General features: G+C 61.0%; 13 protein-coding genes. All 13 read left to right on the top strand.

Going from position 1 to position 11160, the window contains the following annotated elements; genetic code table 11:
• Positions 1–4: 4 nt before the first annotated feature.
• Positions 5–850, top strand: a complete 846-nt coding sequence (locus L1O02_RS24770; protein ID WP_060842618.1) for a phage tail protein — start codon at positions 5–7, stop codon at positions 848–850.
• Entirely contained in the window at positions 825–1031 is a 207-nt protein-coding gene (locus tag L1O02_RS24765; RefSeq protein ID WP_108544499.1) for a tail protein X, read from the top strand. Before L1O02_RS24770 ends, L1O02_RS24765 begins: the two co-directional genes overlap by 26 nt.
• 61 nt (positions 1032–1092) lie before the next feature.
• A complete protein-coding gene (locus L1O02_RS24760) occupies positions 1093–2136 on the top strand; it encodes a contractile injection system protein, VgrG/Pvc8 family (RefSeq protein WP_108544501.1) in 1044 nt (347 codons plus the stop codon).
• 104 nt (positions 2137–2240) lie between these two features.
• Positions 2241–3392, top strand: coding sequence for a glycosyl hydrolase family 18 protein (locus L1O02_RS24755; RefSeq protein ID WP_108544503.1), 1152 nt, complete (start codon positions 2241–2243; stop codon positions 3390–3392).
• A 66-nt stretch (positions 3393–3458) separates the two neighbouring features.
• Positions 3459–3650, top strand: a complete 192-nt coding sequence (locus tag L1O02_RS24750; RefSeq protein WP_019093183.1) for a hypothetical protein — start codon at positions 3459–3461, stop codon at positions 3648–3650.
• 90 nt (positions 3651–3740) lie between these two features.
• Positions 3741–4232, top strand: coding sequence for a phage tail tube protein (locus L1O02_RS24745; protein WP_016964892.1), 492 nt, complete (start codon positions 3741–3743; stop codon positions 4230–4232).
• Positions 4233–4240: 8 nt separating this feature from the next.
• Complete coding sequence (locus L1O02_RS24740) at positions 4241–4591, top strand: phage tail assembly chaperone family protein, TAC (protein ID WP_016964891.1); 351 nt, start codon at positions 4241–4243, stop codon at positions 4589–4591.
• Positions 4592–4620: 29 nt separating this feature from the next.
• Entirely contained in the window at positions 4621–4875 is a 255-nt protein-coding gene (locus L1O02_RS24735) for a hypothetical protein (protein ID WP_019093181.1), read from the top strand.
• Between the two features lie 59 nt (positions 4876–4934).
• Positions 4935–6335 (top strand): phage tail tape measure protein, encoded by a 1401-nt coding sequence (locus L1O02_RS24730; protein ID WP_108544505.1) that lies wholly within the window; start codon positions 4935–4937, stop codon positions 6333–6335.
• A gap of 39 nt (positions 6336–6374) precedes the next feature.
• On the top strand, positions 6375–6713 hold the full coding sequence (locus L1O02_RS24725; protein ID WP_047302098.1) for a phage tail protein: 339 nt from the start codon (positions 6375–6377) through the stop codon (positions 6711–6713).
• A complete protein-coding gene (locus tag L1O02_RS24720; RefSeq protein ID WP_108544507.1) occupies positions 6710–9577 on the top strand; it encodes an RCC1 domain-containing protein in 2868 nt (955 codons plus the stop codon). Before L1O02_RS24725 ends, L1O02_RS24720 begins: the two co-directional genes overlap by 4 nt.
• A 67-nt stretch (positions 9578–9644) precedes the next feature.
• A complete protein-coding gene (locus tag L1O02_RS24715) occupies positions 9645–10328 on the top strand; it encodes a phage minor tail protein L (protein ID WP_019093175.1) in 684 nt (227 codons plus the stop codon).
• Between the two features lie 2 nt (positions 10329–10330).
• Positions 10331–11107, top strand: a complete 777-nt coding sequence (locus L1O02_RS24710; protein WP_060842625.1) for a Mov34/MPN/PAD-1 family protein — start codon at positions 10331–10333, stop codon at positions 11105–11107.
• Positions 11108–11160: the final 53 nt, after the last annotated feature.

Here is an 11160-nt window from a genome sequence, read left to right as displayed (position 1 = left end):
CGGCATGGCCTATATGGAACAGCTGCAATCGGGGCTCACGTCCCTGGTGGCGGCAGCGGAGGCGGGGCGGCGCAGTGCCGATGAAATGCTCGGGCCGATGAACGGCGCCATCAGCGACATCACCGGCGCCGCCTCGGAGCTGGAAAACCTGCCCTGGGTCGGCCCGGTGCTGGGCGCCAAGCTGCAACGCACGATGCGCAGCATCGGCGCGGCGCAGTCGGCGGTGGGTGAGGTCGCGGCCAAGTACAGCCAGGCCGTGACCGTGGCGGGGCAGATGCAGCAGCGTCTTGGCGCCTTGCAGGAGCAGGTGGCCAAGGCTGGCGCGGCGATCAATCGCATCGGCGGGCAGATCAGTCCGGCCCTGGGCAATATCTTTCCTTCCGGCGCGCTGGCGCCCCAGGCCACCCCGGCGGCAGAGGCGGTGAAACCCTTCCCGCACCTGCTGATCCTGCAGCCCCTGGGGGCCGCGGCCGAGCCGTTCTACTTCAACCTCGACACCGCGGCCTTCGATGAGCTGCGCCGGCAAACCGGCTTTCGCTGGGCGGCCCAGGAGCGCCTGAGCCGCAGCATCGCGCAGCAGGCAGTGGGGCAGGGCGACGACAAGATCTCCCTCAAGGGCGCGATCTTTCCCGGGTTCAAGGGCGGGCTGGGGCAGTTGCAGGCGTTGCGCAGCATTGGCCGGCGCCTGCAGCCCCTGAGCCTGACCACGGGCTACGGCGAAGTGCTGGGCACCTGGTGCCTCACCAGCATCGACGAGGAACAGAGCCACCTGCTGGCGGGCGGCATTCCCCGCAAACAAGGGTTTTCACTGGAGTTTGTGAGCTATGGCAACGACCTGCAGAACCTCTGACGGCGATCTGCTCGACACCCTGTGTCATCGCTACTACGGGCACCTCAATGGCAGCGTCGAGGCGGTGCTGGACGCCAACCAGGGCCTGGCCGATGAGCCACAACCCTTTCGGTCCGGGGTACTGATCCTGCTACCGGAGCTGCCGATCCGCACAGAGGCGATGGTTCAGCTATGGGACTGACCTGGCCTCCGCTCAACAGACCCCGCTGCGTGCGGGGTCTTCATTTTCTGGAGCACAGGCCATGACCCCGGTCTTTCGCATCCTCGCCGATGGCCGCGACATCACCGCGCAGATCAATGACCGGCTGCTGACGCTGCGCACCCTGGACAAACCGGGCATGGAAGCGGACGAGTTCGAACTGCGCATCGACGACCGTGACGGTGCGGTCGCCTTGCCCGGTCGTGGCGCCGCCATCGAAGTGTTCCTCGGCTATGCCGGGCAGGCATTGACTCGCCTGGGGCGCTACACGGTGGATGAAGTGGTGGTCAACGGACCGCCGGATTCCATCGAGATCCGCGGCAAGGCCAGCGACATGCGCGGCAGTGGCAAGACCACCCGCAGCGGCAGTTGGGAGAACGTTGCGCTGGCGCAGATCGTCCGCGATCTGGCGGCCCGCAACGGCTGGCAGCCGGTCTGTCCGGTGGCGACCAAGGTGCCGCGGATCGACCAGCTCAACGAATCCGACTTCAACTTCATCACCCGCCTGGCCCGGCAGTACGATTGCACCGCCAAGGTGGCCGAAGGCAGGTTGCTGGTGCTGCCCCGTCAGTCCGGGTTGAGTGCCAGCGGCAAGGCCCTGGGCGTTGTCAGCCTCAGCCGCCGCGACGTCAGCCGTTATCAGTTCCGCCTCAGTGACAGCAGCACCCACAAGGCGGTGCAGACCAAGCATCAGGACCCGAAGAGCGGCACGCTCAAGGTCATCGACCTGGGCAACAGCGACTCGCCGGCCAGCGTGCCGGCGGTGCACACCGATCGACACCTGTACCCCAACAAGTCCGCCGCCGAGCAAGCAGCCAAGGCCCGTTTGGCGGCCTTCAACCGCAGCAGCGCCAGCCTGCGCCTGGAGATGCCCGGGCGCACCGATCTGTTTGCCGAGCGCCTGATCAATGCCCAGGGCTTCAAGGCCGGACTGGACGGCGAGTACCTGGTGGACTCGGTAGAGCAGCTGTTCAACCCGTCGGGGTGGAGCACCACGGTCGAATGCAACGGCGGCAAGCAAGGCAAGGCCAAAGCCAAGGCGAAGAAAACCCCCGCCAAAAAACCACTCAGAGTGGTGCAGCTTTGACGCTGCGTCAGCCCCGCGAGCTTTGCCGTAGCCACCCCATGTGCAGCGTTGCGCTGCAACCCACTCTGCCTTTTCAAGTACGCGGACAATCCGCAGGAGTAGTCATGAACCCAGGCATCAGCAGCCCGGCCTCGAAGCGAGGCCTGCGCTTTCTGTTCCAGACATTGATCGTCGGCTGCAGCTTGCTGCTGGCGGCCACAGCCCATGCCGGGCCCTTTGTCCTGGCCTACACCGACGGCCAGGTCGAAGCCTCCTACAGCAACCTGCAAGCGTTCCACGGCAACCTGTCTGCAGTGGGCCTGGGCAGCGTCTACGGGCTGACCGTCACCGGCCAGTTGCACCAGGAAGGGATGAACCCGACCAGCGAAAACATCATTCGCTTCGCCCAGTCCAAATCGCTGCCGCTGTACCCCACCGTGTCCGACTACAACCAGGGCATTGCGGATTTCGACCCGGCGATTTCCCACTCCATCGTCAACGACAAGACCTTGAGTGCCGGCAGCATCAAGCAACTGGTGAGGCTGGCCAAGGAGGGCGGTTTTGCCGGCATCAACCTGGACTTCGAACAGGTCGAACCGAGGAATGCCAAGGCCTTTTCCGCCTATGTCAAAGCCCTGGGCAATGCCCTGCATGCCAGCGGCAAGAAACTGATCATCAGCGTCCCGCCCAAGTCCAGCGACCGCGAGCCCGAGTACCTGCAAGGCTACGACTACAAGGCCCTGGGCGCGGCGGTGGATTACGTCCAGGTCATGACCTACGACCAGGTCGGCCCGGGCTGGAGCAGCGGCGGTTTCCACGACGAAGTCTGGCCCGGCCCGGGCTCCGGCGCCGACTGGCAACGGGCTGTGCTCGGCTACGCGGTATCGCGAGTCGCGCCGGGCAAGGTCCTGGCCGGGCTGCCGGCCTACGGTCAGGACTACAGCATTGGCAACCGGGTGCACTGGTCGGCCTATCAGGAAATCATTGCCGAGCACCGCGCCGTCACCCACCGGGACGCCGCTTCCGCAACGCCTTATGCCACCTGGGGGCCGGTCAAGAGCTTCGCCGATGGCGTGGAGTGGACCCCGGAGCGCGCGCAACCGGTGCTCTGGTATGACGACGCTACGAGCATCAAGACCAAGACCGCACTGGTGACCAAGCTGGGCCTGGGTGGTACCAGCGTCTGGGCCATGGGCTATGAAAATGCCGAGTTCTGGACGGCGCTGCAGGCCGGGCTCAAGGCCGGTGCTGAGCTGTTGCCGGCGGGGCGGGAGTGAGCCAGGCCAGTACCAGAGTTCCGGGACTGCCCCGGGTGACGTTCGACGGATAGAGAGTACTGCCCCATGAATGACGAAGACCTTGCGGCGATCAATCGACTGATCGCTGCGCTCCAGGCCCAGACCGATGGCCAGGCCGCCTTGAATAGCGCAATCCGCCTGCTGGCGCAGAGCAATCAGGCACTGGTGGACTTGATCAAGAGTCGCGAGCCCGACCCCAACGCTCCCCCTTATCTGGATGGCTCGCCGGCTCCCTGAACCCAGGGTTCCAGCGTCTTGAGCTTCCTCCCCGAGTAACACTCACAGCCCGCCGTCGCGGGTTTTTTATTGTTTGATGGAGAACACCTGATGTCGATTCTTACCCAAGGTACGCAAATCTTTGCCCTGGTTCCGCCTGTCTCCGGCAGCGGCCCCTACACCGTGCTGGAAATCGAGCACGCCACTTCCTTCGATCCGGGCGGTGCGCCCGCCGAGCAGATCGAAGACACCAGCCTCAATGCCGAAGAGCGCAGCTACAAGAAGGGCCTGCGCACTCCAGGCACGGCCAGTCTCGGGCTGAACGCCGACCCGGCCAACGCCAGCCATATCCGCCTGCACCAACTGTCCGAAGCCAATGGCGATACCAGCGTCAAATGGGTCGTGGGCTGGTCCGATGGCAAGGGTGTAGTCCCTACCCTCAATACCAAGGGTGACAACTTCGAACTGCCCACCACCCGTACCTGGTTCGCCTTCGACGGCTACGTCTCGGACTTCCCGTTCAACTTCGCCCTCAACGCTGTGGTGACCACTACCGTCACCATTCAGCGCACCGGCGGTTCCACCTGGATCAAGAAGGCCTGAGCCACGCCATGAACCTCAAGCAACTGAAAGCCAAGGGCGGCATCGTCGATGCCCTGCCCGTGAAGAAACAGGTGAGCTGGACTCACCTTGACAGCAAGACTGGCAAGGAAGTGACCGACACCTTGACCCTGCATGTACGCCGGCAGTCTTTCGGGGTTATCGAGCGCCTGTTTGCCGAGAGTGACAGCGAGCTGAGCCGCAATGCCCGCTACATCGCCGCGTCGGTGGCCTTGGGCGCTGATGGCTCGGAAGCCCTCAGTTACGACGATGCCTACGGGCTGGAGCCGTCCCTGGGGTTCCTGATTCTCAATGCGGTGAATGAGGTCAATGGCACCGGTGGCGCCGCGGCAAAAAACTGACCGCCGCCGATGAGTTCTGGCACGAGTTGGTGCTGAACGGAGTCGGCGGCCGGACCATTGCCGAAGCCAAGGAACGCATGACCTACCAGGAAGCCCTGGCATGGGGGCGCTATATCGACCGATATGGCTCCTTGCATACCGGTAGGCGGCTGGAGGCGGGCAGCGCCCTGGTGGCGCTGCAGACCCACCGGCTGGGCGGAGGCATGGCGGAGTTGCTGGACTTCATGCCTCACGAACAACGTTTGGGGTTGTCACTCGAACGTGCAATGAACGAGTGGCGCTGACCTCAGGCCACTTTCCCCAAACCCGTTTCGACGGGTTTTTTCATGACCCGGAGAAACCTATGGCAACTGCTTCCCAAGGGAGTTTGCAGCTGGACCTTGGCAGCCTGGAGCGGGCCCTGGACAAGGCCCAGCGTATTACCGACCAAGGCATGCGCAGCATGCAGAGGCGTGTCGAGGAGGCCAGCAAGAAAATGGCCGAGGCAATGGCGACTTCGTCTGCTTCCGCGTTGGGCGCGACCTCCAATGCCTTCGATGGCCTGCGCAAGGCCTATGACCCGGCTGCCAGAGCGGCCGATGATTTTGTAAAGAGTCAAAGTTCCTTGAGCGCACTGCTCCAGCAGAACAAAAGTGCTGGAACCGAGTATGCGCAGTCCCTGGAAGTATCTGGAAAAAAGCTGGGGGCGTACTCCGACGAGCTGGAGAAACTGCGTAACTCAGGGGCTTTAGCAGCCTCTCAGCTGGGCAGGGGTAGTCGTCAACAGGCACTGGCCGCTCAACTTAGCGCGAACGATGAAGAATATGCGTCGGCGCGCAAGGCTCTGGATAAGCAATTTCCTCAAGGCGCGGTTCAGTCGCCAGCGACCTATGCCGACAAGTCGGGGATCAAGTTTCCGGCGGGAGATGCCTATGGCCGTGGGGCCGAACAGGGCGACGAGTATGCCACCAAGCTTGATGAGCTCAAGACCAAGCACAGTGACATGGCCCTGCAGATTCAAAGCAACTATGTACAGATGAGCGAAGCACTTGGCGACTGGAAAAATGGTGCCTCGTCGGCTTTGGATGACTACATGAATAACGCCGGTAACGTCGCCGCTCAGTCGAAGGCGGTGTTCACCAGTGCGTTTGAGCAGATGGATGCAGCGATCCTCCAGTTCGCTACCACGGGCAAGTTCTCCTTTTCCGATTTCGCCAAGTCGGTGCTCAAGGACATGGCGATGTTGGCGGCGAAGACGGCGGCGTCCAAAGCGTTGAGTTCGTTGTTTGGAATGGCCAGTTCGGCGGTCATGGGATGGTTTGGCTCTACTGCTGCCCCTGCCCCAACGACCGCTACGGTCGGTTCCTCAAGCTACACCTTCGATCCTCAGTTGAGCCTGGACTCCAGCTTCAAGTATGCCAACGGTGGTGTCTTCACCAATGGTGTCGCTACCGGTCCGACCCTGGCTCCTATGGCCCTGTTCGGTGAGGCCGGACCAGAAGCAATCATGCCCCTGAGTCGTGGTTCCGATGGTTCGCTGGGCGTAGTTGCGCTTGGCGGTGGACAGCCCGGCACCACCAGCAACCAGCAGGTGGTGATCCAGCAGACCATCAACGTACCCGACGGACAGGCCGCGGGTGCAGGCACTAACTCCCAGAGCCTGGCCAATGCCTACGCCAGCGCGGCGAAGCAGGGCGCGGCCGAACAGATCGCCCGAGACCTGAAACCGGGCGGCCAGATCTGGTCCGTCATCAACGGCCGCTGATTTCCAGCGGCCGCAACGGCTCACGCCCGGAGAAAAGACATGACTATCGAAACATTCACTTGGGTACCCAAGATCGAGCCCGTGGGCAGCGTCGAGTTTCGCCTCAAGTCGGCGCGCTTTGGTGATGGCTATCAGCAGGTTGTCCAGGACGGGATCAACAACAAGACCCAGTCCTGGCCGCTGACCTTTGTCGGCGACGACAAGAAGATCAAGCCGATCATCAACTTCATCGACGCCCATCAAGGAGCCAGGCCTTTCTATTGGACCCCGCCGTTGGGCGAGCAGGGGTTGTACCGCTGCAAGACCTACCAGCCCTCGCCGTTGGGCGCAGGGATTTACTCGCTCAGCGCAACTTTTGAACAGGCATTTCATCCATGACTATCGATCCGATCCACCTTGGCAGTGCTCCCAACGATGGCACCGGGCAGAACCTGCGTTCGGGGGGGCAGACCATCAATGACAACTTCGCTGAGCTGGACACCCGTACTGCAACAGCACAAGCCACAGCCGAGCAGGGGGTTGCGCAGGCCGTAGCCGCCCAGGCCAAGGCTGATGCGGCGATTCCGGCATCAGCTCTAGGAGCCACTGTGGCTCAATTGGTCAACGGAACAGTACCGCAGTCGCAGTTGCCCAGTGACGTGCTGGAGTTCGCGACGCTGGCTGGTTTTCCAGCGACGGGTGAGGGCGGGAAGATCTATATCGCGGTCAATGATGGTGACAGTCTGAGCAACCCCAGCAAGCAGTATCGCTGGAATGGTTTGTCCTTCGTACTGATCCCTTCCTCCCCAGGTTCAACGGATCAGGTGGCTGAAGGGGCGACTAACCAGTACTTCACAGCGGCGCGTGTGCGTTCGACGACTCTGACGGGCCTGGGAGCGTCGGTCAACGCTGCTGTTGTCGCCAGCGATACGCTGTTGCAAGGCATTGCCAAGTTGCAGGGGCAGGTCGACGCCAAACTCGGCAAAAGCGAAAAGGCTATCGATTCGGACAAGCTGGCAGGCCTGCCTGCGGCTTACTACCGTGCTCCCATGGGTGGAGCGACCGCCACCGCCTCTGGTACTCAGGGTCTGGTGCCTGCGCCGCCTCAGCTGGAAACGGATAAAGACCGCTTCCTCTGCAGCGATGGAACCTTCAAGGAAGTCAGCAGCGGAACTGGTTTGCCAGTAGGGGCGACCATTCCTTGGACCTTGCCGGTTGAGACTATTCCCGCCGGGTTCGTCGAGCGCTCCGGGCAACTCCTGTCGCGCGCTGTATGGCCGGGGCTGTGGGGTAAGGTCCAGGCGGTGGCAGTGTCGGATGATCAGTGGAAGTCCAACATTGCATTTCGTGGCTGCTATTCCAATGGCGATGGCTCCACAACTTTCCGGATGCCGGATGACAACGGCAAGTATGACCAGCTTGGAGTGGGTGGGGTTACATACCGGGGTTATGGATTGAACTCTATGGGCATGGTCGGGATGCACCAGTCCGATCAAGTTCAAAGCATGAAGCACAGGACCTCTGTGAATGGCGGTGGAGCCAACTCCACAGGTCTAAACCCTGTATTTGGAGGTGACACTGTTCAGAGCAGTCTGGTTGGCAACGTAGTTGCGGCGACAGGGTGGGCTACTTATACCGGAGGTGCGGTGTCCGATGGCTCCAACGGTACCCCGCGAGTCGGTTCGGAAACGCGTATGGCCAACGCCACCGTAATCTGGATCACAATGGCGGCAGCGGCTGCTTCTGCCCCAGGTGAAGTGAATGTTCCCGCTTTGGCGACTCAGGTGGACAACAACACCCAGCGAGTCACTAAGCTGGAAGATGTAATCAATCCGCTTAAGCCCTCTTGGATAAGCAATTGCTTGGTCAATAGCGTTTACGCCATCGTCAATGGCGTGTTGTGGTCAGCGTGTGGCGCTGCTTCTGTGTACGGTAACTTTCAGGCCGGTCGCGGACCTAATGCATCGACAACTTTCTATGGCCTGAACAATTTTAGTCGCGTAAATATTCCCAGCACTTCTCCGGTTATCAAGGCTGGAGCGGTGGGCTATAACGGCTATGCACTTCTCGGTAACGGAGAACTGTGGGCATGGGGCTATAACAACAATGGACAGTTGGGGCTCGGGAGCGTGGCGGTGGCTCCATTGCCGACGCTTTCCACGAGTGGTGTGCTCGACATCTACTTCCATGAGACTAACTCCGGTCACAACTTCGACGGAGGCAAGGCCTTGATTCGCAAGGCTGATGGTTTGTACGCAGCCGGCTACAACGGATACGGTCAGCTCGGCAGTGGCGATACCACGCTTAGAAATAGCTGGACGAAAGTATGGGATGTGGCGACTCGGGGTGATATCAAATCGGTGTGGAACCTCGGCAGTCACTATGGGCGCACTTGGGTGCAGACCTCTGATAATCGTTTGTTCTTTGCGGGTTATAACGGGCAAGGGCAGGCAGGCATTGCTACTCCAGCCAATGTTGTTTCTTTCACCGATGTGACCACCGCGTGGGGTGGGCCTGAAGAAATCGCCAAACTCCTGCATATCAAGGGGGGAAGCGGCTGGGCTGACAGTGCTGCGAACGCCAGTGGGTTCACTGTGATGTGGTTCACTGACTCATTGCGTACGTGCGGCTTCAATACTTATGGGCAACTGGGCAGTGGCAACACCACGTCCCTGACGACGCCCTTCAAAATCTCACAGGCTTTTTCTCAACTGAGCGTGTGCGGCGGTGGTGTTGGCAGTTGCTACGGTGTGGATTCAGATGGTGCACTTTGGGTCTGGGGTTATAACGCAACCTCACAACTGGGGACTGGCAATGCGACCAATCTTTTGGTGCCGACCAAGCACCCGACGTTTGATGGAACGACTTCGGACCGAAAGGTCGGCAAGATCATGACTCATGATTACGACCGTCCCTACTATGGTTACTGTTTCCCGATGTACATCCGAACTGCCGCGGGCAACATCTATCACATGGGTGTCAATGGTTACGGTGAAGGTGGGCGAGGCGTCGTCGGAACCATTTCTACTCCTGTTTTGGTGGCGCTGCCAAAACTGGGCAATAGTGGCAAGCCGGTTTCCATTGAAACCATTGGGTTCCTGGGCACGAGTCACGCAGGTGCTGGTGCCACGGTTACCTATGCTATGGACAGCGAAGGCATGATCTATGGCTGGGGGCACCAGGGCCAATACGGTGTTTACCTCTCGAGCTCTGCAGTTGATTGCCTGGTTCCTTTGCAAATGAAACCTAACTGGATGCTCTAACCGCTAAACCACTGTGAGTTACCCCGTGCCCGCCCTGTGCGGGCTTATTTTTGCCCGAGGAATCACCATGCCGATCACGGCCGATATCCAGACCCTGGAGCCAGGCGCGTGGGTGGAGCTTTTTGAGCTCGACGCCACCAGCCTCGGCGCCGAGCTTTATCGCTTTCACGGTTACCCCCAGCAGTCGTCGATCTTCTGGCAGGGGCTTGAGTACTCACCCTGGCCGATTCAGGCCGAGGGTTTTGAGATGACCGGCAAGGGCGCGCAGCCGACTCCGACGTTGTCGGTCGGCAACGTCGGCGGTTTCATCACTGCCCTGGTGCTGTATTTCGAGGACCTGGTAGGGGCCCGGTTGATTCGTCACCGGACCCTTGGCAAGTACCTGGATGGCCAGCCTGAAGCCGACCCCGAAGAAGAGTTGCCGCCAGACATCTGGTATGTCGAGCGCAAGTCTAGCGAAGACAACGAGGTGGTGAAGTTCGAACTGGCCAGCGCCCTGGACTTCAACGGTGTACAACTGCCACGACGGCAAATCGTTGCCAACGTCTGCTGGTGGCTCAGTTGTGGAGGCTATCGCGGGCCTTATTGCGGCTACAACGGTGGCCCGGTGGCGGATCTCAACGATGTGATCGTCACCGATGCGGCCAAGGATAAATGCGGTGGTCGTTTGAGCAGCTGCAAGCTGCGTTTCGGTGAAAACAACCCGCTGCCTTTCGGTTCATTTCCAGCGGCAGGGCTGCTACGGAGCTGAGCATGAACAAGGCAAATCGGGCCGCCATCGAGCGCCACGCGCTGGCCGAGTACCCCAAGGAATGTTGCGGGCTGTTGATCCGCGAGGGGCGCAAGCGGGTCTATGTGCCCTGTCGCAACACCGCTGTCACGCCCAGCGAACATTTTCGCCTGGCCCCCGAGGATTACGCGGCGGCGGAAGAGCGCGGCGAGGTGCTGGCGGTGATCCACAGTCACCCGGATTATCCACCGGCTCCCAGCGAGGCGGACCGGGTGGCCTGCGAGGCGTCGGGCTTGCCCTGGCACATCCTGGAAGTGCGCAAGGACGATGACGGCACCTTGCGCAAGGGCGACTGGGCGAGTCAGCTGCCCACGGGCTATCAATCGCCGTTGATTGGCCGAGCTTTTGCCCACGGCATTCACGATTGCCTGAGCATTATCCTGGACTACTACCGTCGTGAACTGGGTATCGAATTGGGTAGCTACCAGCGTGAAGACGGTTGGTGGGACAAGGGCGGCAACCTTTATTTAGAGCATCTGCCTCAGGCCGGATTCGAGCGAGTCAATGACCTGCGCCAAGGCGACGTGGTGCTGATGCAGATCCGCTCGCCGGTGCCCAATCATGCGGCAATCTATCTGGCCGACGGCGTGCTCAAGAGCGAGCCGGAGCACTTCCCCGCGCCAGGCTCGATCCTGCATCACCTCTATGGACGCGACAGCAAACGCGACACCTATGGTGGTTACTGGGACGAGGTAACAGTCAGCATCTGGCGACATCGCCAACTCATGGCGATGGATTGAAGTGCATCGTCTTTCCTTGAAATCAACCGGGGATCTTGTTCCTGGGAGTGATG

It is taken from the genome of Pseudomonas sp. BC42 (assembly GCF_021560055.1).
Lineage (GTDB): Bacteria > Pseudomonadota > Gammaproteobacteria > Pseudomonadales > Pseudomonadaceae > Aquipseudomonas.
Note: the sequence above shows the minus strand (reverse complement) of the source record. Positions and strands in the feature narration are given on the sequence as shown.

Bases quoted from the DNA above. Each gene is read 5' to 3' on its own strand.
- L1O02_RS24760 (WP_108544501.1), top strand. From the start codon at position 1,093: ATGACCCCGGTCTTTCGCATCCTCGCCGATGGCCGCGACATCACCGCG.
- L1O02_RS24710 (WP_060842625.1), top strand. From the start codon at position 10,331: ATGAACAAGGCAAATCGGGCCGCCATCGAGCGCCACGCGCTGGCCGAG.
- L1O02_RS24755 (WP_108544503.1), top strand. From the start codon at position 2,241: ATGAACCCAGGCATCAGCAGCCCGGCCTCGAAGCGAGGCCTGCGCTTT.
- L1O02_RS24720 (WP_108544507.1), top strand. From the start codon at position 6,710: ATGACTATCGATCCGATCCACCTTGGCAGTGCTCCCAACGATGGCACC.
- L1O02_RS24765 (WP_108544499.1), top strand. From the start codon at position 825: ATGGCAACGACCTGCAGAACCTCTGACGGCGATCTGCTCGACACCCTG.
- L1O02_RS24715 (WP_019093175.1), top strand. From the start codon at position 9,645: ATGCCGATCACGGCCGATATCCAGACCCTGGAGCCAGGCGCGTGGGTG.
- L1O02_RS24740 (WP_016964891.1), top strand. From the start codon at position 4,241: ATGAACCTCAAGCAACTGAAAGCCAAGGGCGGCATCGTCGATGCCCTG.
- L1O02_RS24750 (WP_019093183.1), top strand. From the start codon at position 3,459: ATGAATGACGAAGACCTTGCGGCGATCAATCGACTGATCGCTGCGCTC.
- L1O02_RS24745 (WP_016964892.1), top strand. From the start codon at position 3,741: ATGTCGATTCTTACCCAAGGTACGCAAATCTTTGCCCTGGTTCCGCCT.
- L1O02_RS24770 (WP_060842618.1), top strand. From the start codon at position 5: ATGGCCTATATGGAACAGCTGCAATCGGGGCTCACGTCCCTGGTGGCG.
- L1O02_RS24725 (WP_047302098.1), top strand. From the start codon at position 6,375: ATGACTATCGAAACATTCACTTGGGTACCCAAGATCGAGCCCGTGGGC.
- L1O02_RS24730 (WP_108544505.1), top strand. From the start codon at position 4,935: ATGGCAACTGCTTCCCAAGGGAGTTTGCAGCTGGACCTTGGCAGCCTG.